Genomic DNA, 18,939 nt, shown 5'->3' with positions numbered 1-18,939 from the left:
AACCGGCACGCACATGCGCCTCGAGCCGGTACTTAGGAGGGCAGTGATGGTCAATCTGACCGAACTCGAGCAACGGGCGATCGATGCGCCCATCAACCTATCCGACGGCCACCCGCGGCAGGAGCTGACCGGGGAGCAGCGCAAGCTCGTGCTGCGCTTCCCGGAGATCTTCGAGGCCGCTCGCGAGGAACCCTTCGCGGACGTGGAACGCGCCGCGCACGTCGAGTTTCTCCGAATGCTCGGCCAGCCTTCGGCCCCAGTCGATGCCGGGCGCGTGTTCAGTGTCTATTCCTCCTCGGTCGCCACGATGGTGGTCGGGGCGGTGCTGGCCGATCGTGGCGACACCGTGGCCTTGCTGCATCCGACCTTCGACAACATCCACGATCTGCTGGTGCGGGCCACCCGTCTGGTCCCGGTATCCGAGGCGGAGTGCACAGCTGCGGACCTCCGCGCACCCCGGCGGATGGGCGCACGTTGTCTGTTCGTCACCACTCCGAATAACCCAACAGGCTGGTTTCTGGACCGCGACGGCTTTCAGCGGCTGGCCGCGGAGTGCGCCGAGACGGGCATGGTGCTGTGTGTCGACTCGTCCTTCCGCGGGTTCGATACACGTGCCCAGTTCGATCATTACGAGATCCTGCACCGGACCGGCGTCTCGTACATCCTCATCGAGGATACCGGCAAGCTGTGGCCGGTCGCCGAGCTCAAGCTCGGCTTTCTCGTGGTGAGCGAGGACCTGCGTCCGGCAGTCGAACATGTTCTCAGCGATGTCCTGCTGACGGTTTCGCCGTTCCTGCTCAAGATCATCGAAGCATTGTCGGCAGAAGGCCGGGACAAGGGGCTCGACGAACTGCACACGTTGATCGCGGCCAACCGCCAGGTGGTAGCGCAGGCGGTGGCGGGTCTGCCAGGGATCCGCCTCGCTGACGGCGCCGGACGGGTGAGCGTCAGCAGGCTGAGGTTCGACACGCCGCGACAAGCGGAAGCCGCCCGCCTGGGATTGCAGGAACTCGGGGTCCACGTTCTGCCATGCCAACAGTTCCACTGGGCCCGCCCGCAAGAGGGCGCGACTCTGGTGCGGCTCGCTCTGGCCCGCGACACCGCGACCGTTGCCGACGCGATGAAGCGGTTGACCGGTTTTTGCGGCGCCACGGACTGGGCACGCCGATGAGGAGGGCAGTACACGCGGATTTCGCCAAGTCGGCGGCGACTAGCTTATCCCGAACGACCCTGGTGCCGCAGTTGCTCGACCGGATCGCAGCGACCGCACCTAACGTAATCGCGGTCGAGGACGTCACTGGCACCCTCACCTGGGCTGAACTCGCCGGGCGCGTCGACCACTTGGCCAACCGGCTCGTGTCGGCCGGGGTACAACCGGGCGATCCGGTCGGGGTGATCCTCGACCGTCGGGGCGCTCTGCTGGTCGCGGCGCTGGCCGTCATACGGATCGGCGCGGTGTACGTCCCCGTCGACCCGGCGTATCCAGCAGCACGTATTTCCTACGTCACCGTGGATGCCGGCCTGAAACTGCTGATCACCGATCAAGATCGGATGCCGCAGGGTCTCGACGTGCGAGCGATCCGGCCGGACGGCGGTTCGGCGCAAGGGTGCCTGCGACCGGCTAGGATCTATCCGGACAACCTGGCCTGCGTGATCTACACGTCCGGGTCGACCGGGCAGCCGAAGGGTGTGATGATCACCCATCGGGCGCTGTCCAACCTGGTTTTCGCCGCCAACGCGGAGTTCGGCCTCGGCCCTGGGGACCGCTTCCTCATGCTCGCCTCGTCGGCCTTCTCGGGTTCCCTGGAGGAACTTTTCCCCCCACTCCTGCACGGTGTGACCTGTGTTTTCCCGCCAGACCGGATGGCGTTGTCGTCCGTACGCGCTCTGCTGCGATTCGTCACGTCCGAGTCGATCACGTTGCTGGAGCTGCAACCACACCAGTGGCATCTGCTCGTGTCACACGTGACCGAGACAGGAGACGTGCTGCCGCCGTCGCTGCGTATGGTCGTGGTGGGCGGCGACCGCGCGCAGGCACAGGCCGCGCGGCTGTGGGACCGGTTGGGCGCAACACTCGTGCATGTTTACGGTCCCACCGAGTCGACCGCCACGGCGACGTATTGGACCGTCCCACCGGGCAGGATGCCAGCGGATGGGATGCTCTCGCTCGGTGACCCGATCCCAGGGGTTCGCGTGTATGTCGTGGATCCTGAATTGCGGCTGGCTCCGCCCGGTGTGGTGGGGGAGCTGCTGATCGGCGGGGATGCACTCGCCCGTGGTTATCTGTGTCGGCCTGCTGCAACTGCGGAGAGGTTCGTGCCGGATCCGTTCTCCGGCGTCCTGGGGGCGATCTTGTACCGCACTGGCGATCTCGCCCGCCGGCTCCCAGACGGGCGGCTACAGTTCGTCGACCGGGCCGACCAGCAGGTCAAGGTGCGCGGATACCGCGTCGAGCCGGCTGAGGTCGAGGCCGCCCTGGATGAACATCCGCTGGTGCGTCAGGCACTGGTGGTGCCCTGGCAGGACCCAACCGGAGAGCGCCGCCTGGTCGGTTATGTGAGCGCCGACCCTGGCGCACTGAACCAGTCCGGCCTGCGCGAGTTCGCCGCATCACGGCTGCCCACGCACTTGGTCCCCTCGATGTTCGTGGTGGTGGACGAGTTCCCTGTCACCGCCCACGGCAAGATTGATCGTACGGCCTTGCCGCCGCCGCGACCGTCCCCGATGAATGACAGGGCCCCGGTGAATCACACGGCACCGACCGATCCGCTGGAGCGGGAGCTTTGCGCGCTGGCGGCCGAGCTGCTCAGGACCCCCACGGTCGGTGTTGAGGATGATTTCCTCGACCTGGGCGGCGATTCCCTGTTCATCATGCGCCTGATCAGCGAACTCGAGCTGCGCCACGGCGTGCATATCGAGTTCGCCGAGGCGTTCGCAGACCGCAGTGTACGCCGAATCGCCGCCCGGGCGCGCCGCTCACCGACGGCCGATCCCTGGTGCTGACCACCTTGGCGCCATCGGAACCGGAGAGGAAAAACGTGGAGGTTCGTCCGCTGTCGTGCAGCCAGGAGCTGATGCTCGGATTCGGCGCCGAGGACGGGTTCAGTCCCGCGACCTGGAACCACCAGATTCTCATGGACGTGATCGACTACGAGGACGCGCATCTGCTCGACACGCTGCGGGCACTGTGGCTTCGGCATGAGATTCTGCGCAGCCGAATAGATGTCCGCCACGGCCGGCACTGCCAGGTCGTAGCGCCACCTGGCGAGGCCTTGCCGCATCGGCTCGTCGGTCCCGGCGACCCGGCGGTGATCGCGGCACAAGAGCTGGCCGCGCCCTTCGATCTGCGGGGCGGCCCGCTGTTCCGCAATGTTGCGATCCCCCTGCCCGGCGGTTCGGTCCGGCTCGTCCTCACCGTGAATCACCTCATCTCCGACCGGGAATCGGAGGTCATGCTGGCGGAGGAACTGTCGGCGCACTACGAACACGCTGGCAACGCACCCTCGCGGGAACCGGCGCCGCATCAGTACGGTGAGTTCGCCCGCTGGCAGCGTGCCGAACTTGCCCGCTACATAAGGAATCCGGACGACGCCCAGGCCTGGCGGGATCACGAGGCAGCGGTCGCGGCACTGGGAGCCGTGCACGGCGCCGAGGCTCGCGGACCGGTATTGCACACCGACCCGATCCAGGAAGAGATCGAGCTGCGCTTCACGCGGCGGGACTCGACAGTGCTCACCGAATACTGCCGTGAACATGGGGCGACCACGAACGCCCTCATACTGGCTGCGCTGTGCACCGCGCTGTCGGCCCGTCCCGATCTGGGACTCGGCGTCCTGATCGGCGAGAAGACCGTACGCAGCCCCTATCGCTTCGCTCACACCCTGGGCCCGTTTTCGGACCTGTGGCCGATCGACCGCCGGGCGTCTGGCGCGCGGGAGTTCGCCATCTCGCTCGCCGACATCCAGCGGCAGATCCTGCGGGCGATCGATGGCGCACTGCCGTTCCATGTGCTGCTCACGCGGACACCATGGCTGATGCGTGAGCTGCTGCATCCTGCCGGTGGGAGGTGGGTCTTCTACCAGTACTTCGCCGACCCTGCGTGGCGAGGTGACCAGCACACCAGAATCGGCCGCGTCGATTTCCCCGACTCGTTCGGCCGCCAGAGCCAGATCTTCGGCCTCCATATGCAGGTTCGCCACGGCAGTGCGGGACTGTCGGCGCGGCTGTGCCACCGCCTCGACAGTCTCAACCGGCACGATGCCGGGGTTCTCGTCGACCGCATCCGCAACGTCATCTCCCATGCCACAGGCAGGCAGCTCGAGCTGCCCACCATCTCCCTGGTCCCGGCCCAGACGTGAGTGGAGTGATCACGCCGGGACAGCTGGCCGCACACGCACCCGCTGGCCACCACGACATCGCTGACGCGAGATACGGAGGAATACAGTGCACATCGGGATCGATCTCGGCTTCGGGAACCTGCACCAGGATCTGCCCGACCATCGCGTGTATACCGGTGAAGTCCGGCTGGCCACACTCGCTGAACGGCTCGGTTTCGACAGCGTCTGGGCAGTGGAGCACCACTTCTCGGAATACTCGATGTGCCCGGACAACATTCTATTTCTGGCGCACGTGGCAGGCCTGACCGAGCGGATCCGGCTCGGCACCGGCGCGGTCATTCTGCCCTGGCACGATCCGCTTCGCGTCGCCGAACGGATGATCATGCTGGACATCCTGTCCGGCGGCAGGGCACTGCTGGGCGTGGGCCGCGGGCTCGCCCGCACCGAGTACGAGGCGTTCCGGATCCCGATGGGCGAGTCCCGGGACCGGTTCGACGAGGCGGCTCGCATGGTTGCCGACGCATTGAAGACCGGATTCATCGAGGGACACGGTCCCTTCTACCCGCAACCGCGTACCCAGCTGCGCCCGCAGCCTCGCGGCCCGTTCACCGATCGGCTCTACTGCGTTGCCGGATCGCCAGACTCGGCGATTGTCGCGGCCAATCTCGGCGCCCGGCTGCTCAGCGTCGTGATCAAACCCATCACCGAGCACATGGACGTATTCAACACCTACCGAGACGAATTCAGGGCCCGGCACGGGGTAGAGGCGCCGCCGATCATGTGCATGATCAATCTCTACTGCGCGGCCGACGGGCGCCTAGCCCGTGAGCGCGCCCGGGACCACCTCGATCGGCAGTTCCGGGCACATGTGCGGCATTACGAGATGACAGGCGACCATTTCGCTGGGACCGCCGGATACGAACGCTACGCCGAGGCCGCCGCCGAGACGCTGCGCGGCGGCGTCGACGCCCAGGTCGATCGCTACCTGGCGGCCTCCCTGGTGGGAGACCCCGACGAGGTGCTGGCGCGGATCATCCAGCTGGATCGGGCCTTGGGCGGATTCGGTCTGTCGGTGACCCCGTCGTACGGCGGGATGCCCTGCGAGGAGGCCGAACAGAGCCTCGAATTGTTCGGAAAGGAGGTGCTGCCAGCTGCCCGCGGGCTGCGCGAGTGAGCAACTCCGGTCCGCCTCGAGTCCGAGAAAGGAAAGCAAACTCCGAAGCCGCATCAGGTCGGGGCACCAGCCCGGGTTGATCGTGGTCGGCGGTCGTAATCAGGAAGTGGATGGCATTTGTCGACTGTGCGACTGATGAAGATCGACTACACCCGGCTCCCGGTTTGTGTCTTCTGCTGAAGTCTCTCATACGGGGTCTGACCGTCGAGCCCGCCGTGAGGTCGGTGGTAGTTGTAATAGTCTTGCCACTCTTTGAGTTTCGCGTTGAAGACGTTCACGTCGTCGACGACGACACCATCGAGCAGCCGGTAGAACTCCTCGGCATCGATGCGGTGGGAGCGCTCCACCTTCCCGTTCAACCGCGGGGTGCGGGGCTTGATGTAGACGTGCTTGATGCCCTTGTCCAGCACGTGCCAGTGGAAACCGGACTGGAACTCCGCGCCGTTGTCGGTCTGGATGGTCTCGACCGCGAACGGCAGCTGTGAGAGCACGTAGTCGAGGAACTGGATCGCGGTCTTCTGGTTGTTGCGCGGATAGATCTTCAGGATCCGCAGCCGGGTGCAGTCATCGATCGCGGTGAACTGGTAGAACTTCCCGCGCCGCCCGACAGGTTTCGCCGCCGATCCGGTGGTCCCGGCCTTGCCGGGCAGGGGTTCGACGAACTTGACGTTGATCTGCACGTGATGGCCCGGACGCTGCTTTTCGCAGCGTTTCCAGCGGCGATCGTGGCGCTTGTAGCGCTGTGAAGCGGGCAGCCGCCCCATGTCGAGGCGTTTGAGGATGCGCCACACCCCGGACTTGCTGATCTGGATGTCGCGGTAGCGCTGCAGATACATGCGGATCTTCTCCGGCCCGAAGTGGTAGTTCTGGCGCAGATGGATGATCTTCTCGATCACTGCCGCGCGCGTGGTGTTCGGGCTGGTCCGCGGCCGCCGGGACCGGTCTCGCAGCCCGTCGACGCCTTCGGTTTCGTAGCGGCGCAGCCACGTGTAGTAGATCTGCCGACTGGTACCGAAGTACCGGCAGGTCATCGCGACATTGCCAGTGACTTCCTCGACATGACGAAGGACCGCCAGGCGCCGACGCACCTCGCAGTCCATTACAGGCTCACTCACCCGAATCTCCCTAGGGCTCAAGGGATCCGAGTGTCAAGCATCTCCGTCAGTTTTATATTGACAGCATTCGCCCGTTCTTCTGAAGGTCGCTTTGCGATGCCGCGATCCAGGCGGCAATCTGTGCCCGCGAGGTGAACCCCAACTTGGTCAGCAAGTGCTCGACGTGTCTCTCTGCGGTGCGCGGCGAGATCACCAGGCGAGCGGCGATCTCCCTGTTCGTCAGCCCTTCGGCCACCAACTCGGCGACTTGCCGCTCACGTTTCGTCAGTTTGCCGCCGCCAGCTTCTATCGGCGCAGGTGAGAAGTGTTCCCCAAGCGCGTAAGCGATTGCGGCGTCGAAACCGAGCGCGGCGCCTTCCCGCTGGGCGGCGGCATAGGTCTGCTTGCTCATTGCCCGCTGGGCTCGGCGCTCGCACGCTTCTTGGTGGACCTGCAGGTCTGAAACATTGCGGGCGCGGTCCCGACAGACCGGCCGATCTGCTCACCAGCGGCTGTAAACACGACCGCACGCTCGGCATTTTCTGCTTCCGCGGCAATCCACGCCAGTGTTTGTAGGCACATACTCGTGTTCATGCGGTCTTTTTGCTGTCCTGCTGACCCTCAAAGCCTGTGCAAGTAACCGATTCGCCCGTGCGGGGTCGCGGTGCCGCCACAATGCAGTAGCTAGCCAGCACAGCACGTACGACCGATATAACAACTCTCCGTGTTCCTCGGTGATCGCGAGCGCGCGCTCATAGTATTCGATCGCCCTCTCACTGTCATGGCGCAGCTCATACGTGAGCCCTAAGCCTCGGTCCACCGACGGGCTTGTGTCCGTTGGTGTTCGTTGAATGAGAAAAGTGCCCTTCGAACTGGGATGATCACTGTTGTCTAGGCAATGATCGGTCCGGTTCAGAAAGACACTTCGGGTGCAAGTTTCGCATAGGTTCGCCGCGGGGGCAGCGGTGTTCGATGATCAGAATCTGGTGTCGCTGGCCGGGCTGGTGCCGGTGATGCGCCTTGCCGAGCAGACCGGGTTGGGTGAGCTGCTGGCGGAGAAGGTGTCGATCGCCTCGCCGCGGATCAAGTCCGGGGCGGCGAATCCGGGCCCGAAGCTGGCGACACTGATCGCGGAGATGTGCGCGGGCGCGGACAGTATCGACGATGTCGATGTGCTGCGCAGCGGTGGCATGAGCGTGGTGTTCGACCAGGTGTATGCGCCGTCGACGATCGGAACTCTGTTGCGGGAGTTCAGTTTCGGGCATGCCCGGCAGCTGGAATCGGTGTTGGGTGCGCATCTGTCGCGGTTGTCTGAACGGGTCGGGCTGTTGCCCGGTGCTGGCGTGCTGGCGTTCGTGGATATCGACTCGCTGTTGCGGCCGGTGTATGGGTATGCCAAGCAGGGCGCGTCCTACGGGTTCACCAAGATTGCGGGTAAACAGGTTCTGCGCAAAGGGCTTTCGCCGCTGGCAACCACTATCAGCACCGACCTGGCCGCGCCGGTGATCGCCGGGATGAGGCTGTGTGCCGGGAGAGCGGGCTCGGCCAAGGGTGCGGCGCGGATGGTCGCCCAAGCCGTCGCCACCGCCCGCGCGGCCCGAGCCAGCGGTGAGATCCTGGTTCGCGGAGACTCGGCTTACGGCAGCCGGGCGGTGGTTGGTGCCTGTTGCAGCTAGAGATAGTCTCCGAGGCCCAGGAGACCGCAGAGGTCGACGACTTGCTCGCTGACAGTCTGTTCACGGAGCACCGGAGGTGGGGAAGGCTCTGGCGGGGACGGCAGCTGCGGCGGTCGCCATGAGCATGGCGGGGGCGACCCTGGAGGTAGTCGTCGTACTCACCAAGTGCACGGTGCGATCGGTTCCATGTGAAAAGACGTAGTCAATCCAGTCGACCGACAGCGTTTCATACATTATGATTTACTTTTAAATGTATTGTTGGCGTTGAGGAAGACTCCGATGAACAAGTAGGAGGTAGCGGTGCAGTCGACATCGGATGCGAGTGCGGCGGCGTCTCTCGGGGACGGCCGCGCGTGGTGGTTCTTCGATGCACTTGAAGTGACGCATGTGTCCGTCGCGGAAACCAGTGCGCAGCTAACGTTCGGTGAGAGCGTGTCGCCAGACGGAAGTATGCCGCTACGACATGTCCACCCTGAATCAGGATGAGGGTTTTTACGTCTTCAAGAGTGGAATGCTCTTGCATGTAGGCCGTGAGGTGACCAATTTTGGTCCGGCATTTTGCTTCGGCTCCGCGAGGTGGACCTCATACGTTCCAGGTGCCATCGCCGGATGGCCGGGCGAGTCGGATTCTGGTTTGGATCACCGGTCCGTTAGATGATTCTGTACACGATGTTGGAAAGCCTGCAGAAGGGCTCGGCTTCCGACGGAGGAGGAGCACATTACACGCGACTTGGATACCGTGACCAAGGCGGCTGCCAAGCAAGGAGTCATTGTCGTCGGCCCCCGGAATGATTCTGACCGACCTGTCTGAATACCAGTATTGGCGGCACCGCCAAGCTGATGTGGGCTGGTGCGCTGACGGTTGATTCGCCGCGAAAAGCCCAAGTCTGTGATTACACGGAAAGGATTGTAATCCTTCGGCGTAGTAGGCATGCGCTCTGGGTTGCCTGCAATTTTCATGGGAAATAGATAATATGCGCTCCAATTTTTGTTAAAACGCCGCTGATGGCAGGGGGCGTTCGCCATACCTATTCTAGTTCCAGATTTCTCTATGTCGCGCTCGGCTGCAGCAATTCGAGCTGGTCTTCTGATGACTATTGAATTTGCCGAGGTCGATGAGCCAGGAGATTCTGCCCGACATTGGAATGAAGAATGAACAACCTTGTACGCGAACGAGTTGTAGATTTTCTGACCAGCCATAGCGAGGCGGCAGTCGAGAAGTCATTGGCTGCGGCGGATGATGAGATAGGGAAGCATGCCGAGTTGTCGCCGGCGGCGCGTTCGACCTGTCGGCAGAACCTTCATATTCTGATCCTTGACGCTATTGCGAAATTTCAGTGCGACAGGAAAGTCGAAGATATGGATCTGCGGCCCGTGAGCGAAGTCGCGAGAATATACGCCGACGCCGGATTCTCCGACTGCGACATACTGAAGATCGCCGGTTTGATAGTGAGATCCGCTATGGCCTACATGCTAGGTCGGAGTTCGGCAGAAATGGTCGGCGACGTTATTGACTTTGTTTCATACTCACGGAATGCTGTTCAGGTTCTAGAGTACTCTCTCATTTCTAATTATCGGGATACTCTGCTAGAGAAGGGGAGGATTTCATCTGCGAATGAAGTAGTGGGCCGAGCTCTTGTTCAAGGTTACCCTGCTGATTTCTTACTGGCTGAGCTCAACCTACCGAATTTCGTTTCCTGTACCGTAGTAGTGCTTTCTTCGATTCGTTCCGAAAAAGGCCTCCATATTAGACGGCTGTGGCGTAGAGTTGGCGAGGGATTGGAGCGGCCGGATATTCATTGGACGTTTATTGAGGATGGGATCGTGTTGATTCTGACGGATATCGATAACAATGGTATGGCAAGACGGTTGCATCGCCGTATTTGCGAGTCAATGGGTATACAGATTGTATCTGTAGTCGTTTATGAAGCCTCCATCAATCGGATTCCAGAAGCTTTGGAGGATGGCGTGGAATGTATTGAGGTAATTCGAAGGATGAAATATCCTGGGGGTTGCTATGATTCTCGGAGGCTCATGCTCGAAAGGATTGTCTTGAGCGCTGATCCGACTATCCTTGTGAAAGCGAGGAGGATGTTGCAAGCTGTCGTCTCTGACGCGAGCCTAGCTGATACATTGTCTGCATGGATTGCGCACAATGGGCACCGGGCGAGGACGGCTGGAACGCTGAATATTCATCCGCGCACATTGGACTACCGAATCGGTAAAATTCGTACTCTTGCCGAACTTGATCCCACCGACCCATCGACCGTGCCTCTGCTTCGCTGCGCTTCCATCGCCTGGTCGGCAGATTAATAGAGAACGCGAACTGCGATCCGTAGTCGAGTGGATAGCCTGAAGGCTCGCTCGGAAATCGTTCTATAGTAGAATAATTTGTCAGGTCGGCGTGCCGACCTGAGTTTCACCGCTGATCTCGAGACCATGCCGGCTGGATGGCGCGTTTTGGACCAGTCGCTGCGTCGTTTCTGGACGAGGCGTTTTCCTCGCTCGCACGGAAGGATCGTGTGGCGACGGCAGGGATGTATGTGCGCGGGCTGAGGCTGGACGGTCAGCGTAAGTCGATGCAACCGATGGCTCAGTGGTTGCGGACCGGTCACCAGCGGCTGCAGCAGTTCGTCAGCACCTCGCGGACGTGCTGCGGGTGCGGAAGATCTTGTCCCGCAAAGCATGTGAGATAGCCGGTGCCCAGGCTCGGGGCGTTGACGACACCGGGCAGGCCAAGGAAGGCGACGCTTCGCCGTGCGTGGCCCGGCAGTACGTCGTATGCCTTGTCGGCGTGCAGTTTGGCGGGTTTGCGCCGTCGCGGTCCGCTCGGGACTTGATCGCGGGGACGGCTTTGACGAGGGGTTTGAGCGCGTCGGCGTCGTTGGTGTTGGCGGCCGATATCGCCACCGACAGCGGCAGGCCGGCACGGTCGGACATCACGTGGATCTTCGAGCCGGCTTTGCCCCGGTCGACGGGGTTCGGGCCAGTCATGGATCCCCTTTTTTCGCCCTGATCGATGCCCCATCGCAGACCGCGCGTGACCAGTCGATCATGCCTTGACTGCAGAGTTCGTCGAGGACCGCCCGGTGCAGGCGCCGCCACAGCCCGGCCTCGGTCCACGCCGTGAACCGGCGATGCGCGGTGGGCACCGTGACCCCGAACGACGGTGGCAGATACCGCCAAGCGCATCCGCCGGTCAGCACGAACACGATCGCGGTGAACGCCGCCCGATCATCTACCGGCGCAGTGCCCCCACCTTGCGGGCGCGCCTCGAACCGCGGGATCAGCGGTTCGGCCAACGCCCACAACTCATCCGGCACCAGACACCGCGACAGTTCGTCCACCGCAACATGATCACAGGATCAGCCCAAGATCCACGTGAGACACGCTCTTAGCCAAGTGATGTGGATATGTGAGAGGCCGCCGTTGGTGTACGGAAATTGAGCGTTCGTGTCCCACAAACTGAACCGACGGGTCAGGGTGGTGGCCGCATCAATACATCACTCGGACGATCATTTCCGCAACAACGGCGGGCTTCTGACGGCCGACGATGCTGACCGTGTGAGTGAACGATAGTTGGAGTGCACCGTCCGGCAGCTCGGATGCGTCAGAAAGTGTCGAGGTCAGTTGCACTTTCGAACCGACCGGCACCGGTGAGGGATACCGAATCTTGTCGCTGCCGTAGTTGACCGCCAACCTTACGCCGTCGAAGCGATAGATCTGGGCGCTCAGCGTCGGAATCAGCGACAAGGTCAGAAAGCCGTGTGCAATCGGGCCGCCGAATGGGCTCTGCGTGGTCGCTCGTTCGACATCGACATGGATCCATTGACGGTCACCAGTGGCCTCGGCGAACCGATTCACTCGATCCTGCGTTATCGTCAGCCACTCGCTGTGGCCCAGCTCGGTGCCGACCGCTACCAAAACCTCTGTTGCTGAACGGAATACCCTCATCGCTCCTGCCTCAATTCCAACGGATCGCGTCTGACCAGGAAGTATCCCGGGTGTGCTGACCCCCATGGATACAATGATCTGAAATATGATGTTATTGTGCAATGTGTGAATTTGCACAAGGGTGCGCGAAGGACGTTCGACGTGACAGAGTTGCATGGCGCCGAGCCGGAAGGGGGAGGCCCCAATCCTTTCCCGACTCCAGGGGCGGAGTACCGCCATCGGCTGGCCCGAGGTGAGTTCGCCCTGCCCGCATGCGGTGACTGTGAGCGGGTTCACTACCCGCCTCGGGTCCTCTGCCCATACTGCGGCGCCACTGCGCTGAGCTGGCGGCAGTTGAGCGGCTTGGGCACCGTCTACTCGGCGTCGGTTCTGGTCCCGCGAGAGGGGGAGTCCTACTGCGTGGCCCTCATCGATCTTGATGAGGGCCCGCGCCTGATGAGCAATGTGGTTGGAGTCAGCCCGAGTGGCGTCGAGATCGGAGATCGCGTTCGTGTCGTGATCGCCGAGGCCGGCGACGAGATGGTTCCGATGTTCAGGCAGGAGCGGCGGTGATAAGCATGCGGGAAGAGGCGGTTCTACGTGGTTCGACCGCCGTGGTCGGCGTCGCCGAATCGGACCTGGGTGAGGTCGGGCCGGGGGTTTCGTCGCTCGATCTCGTTGGTCAGGCGACGACCCGGGCATTGGCGGACGCGGGTCTCGCCCTGAGCGATATCGATGGTCTGTTCTGCCACTCTGCGTTCGTGCAGATGCCCGTTGTGGCCACCGCTGAATACCTCGGGATCAGGCCCCGGTACTCGGACTCAACCGCTGTGGGAGGCAGCTCCTTCGTCGCCTACCTGCGGCATGCGACCGCTGCCATCGCGGCCGGTATGTGCGAGGTAGCGCTGATCACTTACGGCAGCATCCAGCGCTCTCACGGCGGTTTGATCACTTCGGGTGCGGCGCTGGAAAAGTCGTACGAGGCGGCGTTTCGCCCGCGGCTGCCCGCCACCGCGTATGCATTGGCCGCGGCCCGCCATATGCACGAGTTCGGCACGACCCGTGAACAGCTTGCGGAAGTGGCGGTGGCTGCGCGCGAATGGGCGAGGCTCAACCCGGTCGCTTTCGCCCGGGACGAGCTGACGATCGAGGACGTACTCGGCTCTCGGATGGTCTCGAGTCCGCTCACGATCAGAGACTGCTGTCTGGTCACGGACGGTGGCGGCGCGGTCATCGTGACGTCTGCTGCGCGGGCGAAGTCGCTTCGCAAACCTCCGGTGTATCTGCTGGGTTCGGGTGAAGCGCATTGGCATAAGGATATCTTCCAAATGCCCGATCTCACCAGGACCGCCGCGATCGAATCCGGCTCGCGGGCATACGAAGTCGCCGGCATCAGGCCCAGCGAGATAGATGTCGTCGAAGTATATGACGCCTTCACGATCAACACCCTGGTGTTCCTCGAGGATCTGGGGTTCTGCGAGAAGGGCGAAGGCGGACGCTTTATCGAAGGCGGTGGAATCGCACCCGGCGGCCGGCTGCCCGTCAACACCAATGGCGGTGGACTGTCCTACTGCCATCCGGGTATGTACGGCGTCTTCCTGATCGTCGAAGCTGTCCGGCAGATTCGCGGCGAGTGCGGTGAACGTCAGGTGCCCAACTGCCGCACCGCACTGGTGCACGGGAATGGCGGCACTCTTTCGTCCCAGGTCAGTGCGGTGCTCGGAGATGAATCGACCCTCTGAGGGCGGAAGCGAGAAGCAAAGGAGTTCGAATTGACAACACGACGTCTCGAAGGACGCACGGCGGTGGTAACCGGCGCTGGCCAGGGTATCGGCCGTGCCGTTGCTCTGCGCTACGCCGCTGAGGGAGCAAAAGTCGCCGTCGTCGACCTCAATGCCGCTACGTCCGAATCGGTGGCTCGCGAGATCGACGATGCGGGTGGTACGGCCATCGCGGTGGCGTGCGACGTAGGAAACCGTGAAGAGGTTTTCGCGGCGGCTCGACGCGCGGGTGCGGAATTGGGCCCGATCAGCATCCTCGTGAGCAACGCTGGCGTTACGCGGCCAGCGTTGTTGTGGAAGATGACCGACGAGCAGTGGGATACGGTTTTGCGTGTCCATCTCACGGGGAGTTTCTATTGGCTCCAGGCGGTCTCGGCGCAGATGCGGGAGAACCGTCACGGGAACATCATCTTCACGACCTCGGATGCGGGCATCGTCGGTACCGTCGGTCAAATCAACTACGCGGCGGCGAAGGCCGGTTTGCTGGGAATGACGCGCGCTGCGGCACGTGAACTCGCGCCGTATGACATCGTGGTGAATGCCGTGGCGCCATCGGCGGCGACGGCGATGACCGAAACGATTCGGACCGATCCGCGTTTCAAGGACAAATATCTCGACGAATTCCTCCTCAAACGTTGGGCGGAGCCGGAGGAGATCGCCTCCGTCTATGCCTTCCTTGCATCGAGCGAGGCGAACTTCCTGACCGGCCAGACCTTTGCGCCCGGTGGTGGCCGAGTGATGGTGCGATGAGTCGATCCCGATCGGGGGCCGACCCGACTGCATGCCGGTCAGGCAGGAACCACGCTTCCCGAGGAATTTCGGCGACCGTTGTCTACAGGCGGCCGTGACAGCCCCATACGGGCGTAGAGGGTGATTGCAGAGGAAGTGCTCGCTCGGTCATGCGGCTGGACGCTCATCTGGTCTGAGATCGCCCGAAGGCTCGAATTGCTGAGATTCGCGAGCTTTCACTGGCGCGAGCGAGCAATTCGGTCGGCTATCGGTGCATTCCAAACCTATGCGCGAGCACCTCGGCGCGGCCGTGCAGGCCACGGCAGATGCGGCCTGCCGACTCGGCACCTTCCATGATCCGAGCATCCGCTGCTCGATCGCCACCGGGCGGTGGCGATGGGGTTGGGGCGGGTTCGCGGAATGGGCCGTCAGCAAGATTCCCGCAACCGTGTGCGCAGATAACGATGCTGTTCAGCATGGTTTTCAGCGTCGCAAATAAGTGATATAAACTATTACATTAGATTTATAACCAATGGTACGTTCAGGATGCTGTGCACGCGCAAGGCCGGACCGGTGAGGAGGTCTGCCTCTGCCGATGCCACCACCTGTTGTTCCCGGACTCGACGGTTGTCGATCCGACTGTGCGAGGAGGCGCTGAATGGCCTACGTGATCACTCAGCCGTGCTGCAATGACGCTTCTTGTGTTGCCGTATGCCCGGTCAACTGCATCCATCCGACTCCCGATGAACCGGGCTACGCATCAGCCGAGATGCTTTACATCGATCCCGACAGCTGCATCGATTGTGGGTCTTGCGTTGCAGCATGCCCGGTGGACGCCGTCGTCGCCGACTACGAGGTCACCGAAAAGACTGAACGCTATCTGGAGATCAACGCTCGGTACTACGCCGACCCCGCGAATCAGGGAACCTCCAGGTTCGGCCAATCGACGAATACGCTGCTCGAAGTGCCGCCTCGCCCCGGCCCGCTTCGGGTGGCGATAGTCGGATCCGGCCCATCGGCGTTCTATGCGGCGGAAGCGCTTCTGCTGCGCAAGGATGTGGACGCCGAAGTCCATATGTTCGAGCGGCTACCTGTTCCGTGGGGGCTGGCGCGCTTCGGGATCGCCCCCGATCATCAGGGTACGAAGGCGGTGACGCAGTTGTTCGCGCGCACGGCGACGCGCCGTGGACTGGATATCCATCTGAATGTCGAGGTGGGAAAGCACATCACCCACGAGGAACTGCTCACCCACCACCACGCGGTGATCTATGCGGTAGGCGCGTTGAGCGACAGAAAGCTCGGAGTACCCGGTGAAGATCTGCCCGGAAGTCATTCCGCGACCGACTTCGTCGCCTGGTACAACGGCCACCCAGACTTCGCCGATCGAACCTTCGATCTGGACGTGAAGCGCGCGGTGATCGTCGGAAACGGCAATGTCGCGCTCGACGTTGCCCGCATCCTTGTCAGCAATGTCGACGATCTGGCCCGGACCGACATTGCGGACCATGCGTTGGAAGCGCTCGCCGCCAGCAAGATCGAAGAGGTGGTCGTCCTGGGCAGGCGCGGACCTGCGCAGGCGGCGTTCACCACACCTGAACTGCTCGGACTCATCGATGCTTCGGGTTTTGACGTCCTCGTGGAAGCGGAGGAGGTTGAGCCGGATCCCCGTACCGATGCGGTGCTGCGAGCGAATCCACATGCGATGACCGGGCTCAAGGTCGACGTTGTGCGGGAGCTCGCAACCAGGCCGTCGACCGGTGCGGATAGGCGCGTCGTACTGCGGTTTTCGACATCGCCGGTCGAGATCCTGGGTGACGAACGGGTGCATGGAATTCGCCTCGCACGCAATGAGGTAGTAGCGGCCGATGACGGGACGCTGGTGGCACGCGCGACCGGTACGGCCGAATCCATCGACTGCGGGTTGGTGCTGCGGTCGATCGGATTCCGGGGAGAGCCGCTGCCAGGCATACCGTTCGACGAAGCCCGCGGCACCCTGCCCAACGATCGAGGGCGAGTAATGCAGCCCAGCGGGGAGCCGCTCGTCGGCGTGTATACATCGGGTTGGATCAAGCGTGGCCCGTCCGGCGTCGTCGGCACAAACAAGAAGTGCGCAGAGGAAACCGTTCAGGCATTGCTCGAGGATTACGTGCAGGGCCGTTTGGCCGCGCCGGCCGGCGGCGCTGATGACCTCCGCGCGCTCATCTCGGGGCGTCAGCCGGAAGCGATCGACTATGCCGGCTGGGAGGCGATCGATCGTCATGAGCGTGCCTCGGCCAAGGCCCTCGGGCGTCCGAGGATCAAACTTGTGACAATTGACGAGATGCTTCGAGTGGTCAACCGCGCGAAGACCGACGGATAGCACGCACAAAGTCCGGCATGAACCGATCTCATCTCAATGGAACGGGATCCAGTGACGCCACTTGTGGATGCGCTGACCGGGCGTGGTCGGTGGCGGTGTGGTTATGTGTAGAACGAGATGAGCAGTTCACAGGTGCGTGACCCGTGGGCAACCGCTGCGGCCCGGGCCCCCTCGGGATCGCGCCGGCGAATAGCGTCCGTGATCATCTGGTGTTCATTGTTCGAGGCCGCGAGCAGCGGACGTCTGTCCTTCGGGAAGAGCAGCGAGAGCGCGTGGACTATTTCCCCGAACTCGATCTGCAGCTTCGCCTCCGAGGCCGCGAGCCTGCTCGATCGGGACGCGGTCGCGATCTGGACATGGAATGCGGCGTCCAACTGGCGATAGGACGGCAACGCCTGCGATTCGCTCATAGTCGCCGCCAGTTTCTCGATCTGAAGAAGCTCCTCGGTGGATGCGCGTTCGGCGGCCAATGCGGTCGCCTCACCGGCGATCGCATTGCGGAAGTCGGTGTAGTCGATGAGGAACCTCGGTGTCAGCGACTTCAATCGCTTCCGTGCTTCCCCGACGGAGGGCCAGGCGCGGGTTTGCTTGACGAACGTTCCACCGCCCCTTCCGCGCCGGGTCTCGAGGAGCCCTGACTGACGGAGGGTTGCGAGAGCTTCACGAAGGGTCAGTGGCGAGATGCCGAGCATCTCGGATAGCTGGGACTCGCGGGGAAGCCGCTCTCCGGGCTTCAGCAATCCGATCTTGATCCCGTCTGCCAGACGCCGGACGGTCTGATGTGCGAGCCCTTCTCCACCGATCGGTGCGAAGATGACCTCACGGATCACGGGCCAGCCTGCGATGTCGACGTCGTCGCCATCCGACGCGATCAGTCCGCTGCCTTCCGTCGCGGGAGCGGCGGCCAGCATTGCCCAACCGTCGTCGGAGTCGGAACCAGTCCTCTTCGCAGCAGCTCCGGGATCGCTGAAGATCTTGCTCGTCCGATCGATGTGACTGCTTGCGATCAATCGTGCACGGCGGCGATTCTGCTCACGGATCGCTGTGAGCAGAGCAGTATGGTCGTCGAACAGGACTTCGACATCACGCCGGTGCTGGACAGCCGCTGTCGCCAGGAGAGCCCCGTTCGCCTCCATTTCCACCGCGGTCTGCTCTCGCAGAATCCGGTCGGATCTGGTCGCCGCGGCAATGGTGATGTGCAACAGCGAAGCTTGCCGCAGGTACTCCCGACGGCTAATGGCCTGCTCACAGGCATCGACGCTGCGCGAAATTCTGTCGACGTCCTGGGGTGTCGCGCGTTCCGCTGCCAGCCCGGACGCGTAGGAGGTGACTGCCCTACGGTAGTCGGCGAGATCGAGGAAGTACTTGGCCTCGAAAGCACCCGAGAGTTCTTTCCTGTCCAGCTCGGATGGCTCAGGTGGGTGCTTTACGAATGTACCGCCGTTTCGGCCGCGCCGAGTCTCCAAGTAGCCTAGTTCGCGGAGCTCTGCCAATGCCTCTCGAAGGGTCATTGCCGAGATCCCGAATTGCTCGGACAGCTCGGCTTCGGGTGGTAGACGCTCACCTTCGGCGAGCAGGCCTGCCCGTATTGCCTCCGATAACCGGTGAACAGCTTGCGGAGTGAGGCCAACACTTGCGATGGGACTGAAGACTACTGCGCTGAGGGCGGTCGTACCGTTCGATGAGCCCACCGTGAGGGTTTCCTCGGCGGACGCGGCGGCGGATCCGTTGGCACGCCTTCCGTCAGATTCGACATCAACGCTCATATGACCGGGGCCTCAACCATCTTTGTCGCAGGGGCCTCATCACCTTTACCCCCGCCCATTCTTGCTGTGCACACAATGACCTAAAACTCT

The 18,939-nt window shown here is 62.7% G+C and carries 14 protein-coding genes and 3 pseudogenes; 11 read left to right on the top strand and 6 right to left on the bottom strand.

Annotation, left to right across the window (positions count from 1 at the left end; translation table 11 throughout):
* Nucleotides 1-13: 13 nt before the first annotated feature.
* From ACQPZ2_RS29515 to ACQPZ2_RS29500, 4 genes are all read left to right on the top strand, one after another.
* The gene (locus tag ACQPZ2_RS29515; RefSeq protein WP_433521448.1) at nucleotides 14-1,171 is read left to right on the top strand and encodes an aminotransferase class I/II-fold pyridoxal phosphate-dependent enzyme; all 1,158 of its coding nucleotides are present in this window, start codon (nucleotides 14-16) and stop codon (nucleotides 1,169-1,171) included.
* Nucleotides 1,168-3,003, top strand: coding sequence for a non-ribosomal peptide synthetase (locus ACQPZ2_RS29510; protein WP_433521447.1), 1,836 nt, complete (start codon nucleotides 1,168-1,170; stop codon nucleotides 3,001-3,003). The genes ACQPZ2_RS29515 and ACQPZ2_RS29510 overlap by 4 nt, the downstream gene beginning before the upstream one ends.
* 35 nt (nucleotides 3,004-3,038) lie before the next feature.
* Nucleotides 3,039-4,358 (top strand): condensation domain-containing protein, encoded by a 1,320-nt coding sequence (locus ACQPZ2_RS29505; protein ID WP_433521446.1) that lies wholly within the window; start codon nucleotides 3,039-3,041, stop codon nucleotides 4,356-4,358.
* A gap of 85 nt (nucleotides 4,359-4,443) precedes the next feature.
* Complete coding sequence (locus tag ACQPZ2_RS29500; RefSeq protein ID WP_433521445.1) at nucleotides 4,444-5,511, top strand: LLM class flavin-dependent oxidoreductase; 1,068 nt, start codon at nucleotides 4,444-4,446, stop codon at nucleotides 5,509-5,511.
* Between the two features lie 146 nt (nucleotides 5,512-5,657).
* On the opposite strand, the gene ACQPZ2_RS29495 is transcribed toward ACQPZ2_RS29500, so the two are convergent.
* From ACQPZ2_RS29495 to ACQPZ2_RS29485, 3 genes are all read right to left on the bottom strand, one after another.
* Nucleotides 5,658-6,626: an IS481 family transposase gene (locus ACQPZ2_RS29495; protein ID WP_433521444.1), complete on the bottom strand. Its 969-nt coding sequence runs from the start codon at nucleotides 6,624-6,626 to the stop codon at nucleotides 5,658-5,660.
* 52 nt (nucleotides 6,627-6,678) lie between these two features.
* Nucleotides 6,679-7,017: a response regulator transcription factor gene (locus ACQPZ2_RS29490; RefSeq protein ID WP_433521443.1), complete on the bottom strand. Its 339-nt coding sequence runs from the start codon at nucleotides 7,015-7,017 to the stop codon at nucleotides 6,679-6,681.
* 90 nt (nucleotides 7,018-7,107) lie between these two features.
* Entirely contained in the window at nucleotides 7,108-7,425 is a 318-nt protein-coding gene (locus ACQPZ2_RS29485; RefSeq protein ID WP_433521442.1) for a tetratricopeptide repeat protein, read from the bottom strand.
* Between the two features lie 109 nt (nucleotides 7,426-7,534).
* On the opposite strand from ACQPZ2_RS29485, the pseudogene ACQPZ2_RS29480 reads away from it, so the two are divergent.
* The 3 genes and pseudogenes from ACQPZ2_RS29480 to ACQPZ2_RS29470 all read left to right on the top strand — a co-directional run.
* A pseudogene (locus ACQPZ2_RS29480) lies at nucleotides 7,535-8,272 on the top strand (transposase); the annotation flags it as partial.
* Between the two features lie 1,161 nt (nucleotides 8,273-9,433).
* On the top strand, nucleotides 9,434-10,594 hold the full coding sequence (locus ACQPZ2_RS29475; RefSeq protein ID WP_433521441.1) for a PucR family transcriptional regulator: 1,161 nt from the start codon (nucleotides 9,434-9,436) through the stop codon (nucleotides 10,592-10,594).
* 137 nt (nucleotides 10,595-10,731) lie between these two features.
* Nucleotides 10,732-11,057, top strand: a pseudogene (locus tag ACQPZ2_RS29470) (transposase); the annotation flags it as partial.
* Here the strand turns inward: ACQPZ2_RS29470 and ACQPZ2_RS29465 are convergent.
* Together ACQPZ2_RS29465 and ACQPZ2_RS29460 are read right to left on the bottom strand one after the other, a co-directional pair.
* Nucleotides 11,058-11,604: pseudogene (locus ACQPZ2_RS29465) on the bottom strand (IS5 family transposase); the annotation flags it as partial. It abuts the pseudogene before it with no gap.
* Nucleotides 11,605-11,776: 172 nt separating this feature from the next.
* Nucleotides 11,777-12,235, bottom strand: a complete 459-nt coding sequence (locus tag ACQPZ2_RS29460) for a MaoC family dehydratase (protein ID WP_433521440.1) — start codon at nucleotides 12,233-12,235, stop codon at nucleotides 11,777-11,779.
* Between the two features lie 96 nt (nucleotides 12,236-12,331).
* On the opposite strand from ACQPZ2_RS29460, the gene ACQPZ2_RS29455 reads away from it, so the two are divergent.
* From ACQPZ2_RS29455 to ACQPZ2_RS29440, 4 genes are all read left to right on the top strand, one after another.
* The gene (locus tag ACQPZ2_RS29455) at nucleotides 12,332-12,787 is read left to right on the top strand and encodes a Zn-ribbon domain-containing OB-fold protein (protein ID WP_433521439.1); all 456 of its coding nucleotides are present in this window, start codon (nucleotides 12,332-12,334) and stop codon (nucleotides 12,785-12,787) included.
* A gap of 5 nt (nucleotides 12,788-12,792) precedes the next feature.
* On the top strand, nucleotides 12,793-13,956 hold the full coding sequence (locus ACQPZ2_RS29450; RefSeq protein WP_433521438.1) for an acetyl-CoA acetyltransferase: 1,164 nt from the start codon (nucleotides 12,793-12,795) through the stop codon (nucleotides 13,954-13,956).
* Between the two features lie 63 nt (nucleotides 13,957-14,019).
* Nucleotides 14,020-14,745 (top strand): SDR family oxidoreductase, encoded by a 726-nt coding sequence (locus ACQPZ2_RS29445; RefSeq protein ID WP_433527553.1) that lies wholly within the window; start codon nucleotides 14,020-14,022, stop codon nucleotides 14,743-14,745.
* Nucleotides 14,746-15,382: 637 nt separating this feature from the next.
* On the top strand, nucleotides 15,383-17,083 hold the full coding sequence (locus tag ACQPZ2_RS29440; RefSeq protein WP_433521437.1) for an FAD-dependent oxidoreductase: 1,701 nt from the start codon (nucleotides 15,383-15,385) through the stop codon (nucleotides 17,081-17,083).
* Nucleotides 17,084-17,184: 101 nt separating this feature from the next.
* Here ACQPZ2_RS29440 and ACQPZ2_RS29435 read toward each other — a convergent pair whose 3' ends face one another.
* A complete protein-coding gene (locus ACQPZ2_RS29435) occupies nucleotides 17,185-18,849 on the bottom strand; it encodes a FadR/GntR family transcriptional regulator (protein WP_433521436.1) in 1,665 nt (554 codons plus the stop codon).
* Nucleotides 18,850-18,939 lie beyond the last annotated feature (90 nt).

It is taken from the genome of Nocardia pseudovaccinii, assembly GCF_050942345.1.
Taxonomy (GTDB): domain Bacteria; phylum Actinomycetota; class Actinomycetes; order Mycobacteriales; family Mycobacteriaceae; genus Nocardia; species Nocardia pseudovaccinii.
Note: the sequence above shows the minus strand (reverse complement) of the source record. Positions and strands in the feature narration are given on the sequence as shown.